Below are 677 nucleotides of genomic sequence, written 5' to 3'. Positions count from 1 at the left end.
ACTTATCATCGAGAAGCTAATATCGCTCGAACCCACCAAAAAGGCTTATTGGCAACAATGGGTGCGTATAGCGATTCAATTAGGTGAGCATCAACAAGCCCTATCGGGCATGGAACTACTAAAAGAAACACAAGCCCTTAGTGCTACAGAAGTTTTACACTTATCACAATTACAGCTATCAGAAGGCCTACCTTTCCAGGCAGCTCTAATCCTCGAAGCCGCTCTAAGCGAGAAAACTGTCAAAGCCACAGCTGCGAATATTAAAAGGCTAGCCTATAGCAGGGAACAGGCAGGCCATAATGAGAAAGCCATAGATATACTAAGTTCTAGCTCCTTTATCACCAACTACCAGGACTCTGCTGACAACCTAGCAATTTTAAAACAGTTAAGCCGGCTCTTGGTTAAACAGGCCTTATGGAATGAAGTGATTCAAGTCATCCACGAGGTGAGTGGAGGTTCCTACATGCAATGGTTAGCTCTCGAGAAAGACTATAACAAAGACAAGGTTTTGATCGGTCTGGAGTTAGGTAGGTCTTTATTTTATTCTGACAAACTCAATATGGCTGAAACTTTGTTTACTGCGCTTGACGATCACTTGAGTAAGCTAAAACAAAGCAAGGCAAACCGCCACCAAGCCGACACTATCGATATTCACATCATCGAAAAACAATTAGCTC

At 42.8% G+C, this 677-nt stretch carries 1 protein-coding gene; it reads left to right on the top strand.

All coding sequences use genetic code 11. The features are described from left to right. Positions 1–61 precede the first annotated feature (61 nt). Positions 62–677, top strand: a 616-nt coding sequence (locus tag A3761_RS03850) for a hypothetical protein (protein ID WP_156491576.1), incomplete at its 3' end; no start/stop codon positions are given.

It is taken from the genome of Oleiphilus sp. HI0123 (genome assembly GCF_001635315.1).
The sequence above is the reverse complement of the archived record's forward strand: the minus strand, read 5'-3'. Positions and strand labels throughout refer to the sequence as shown.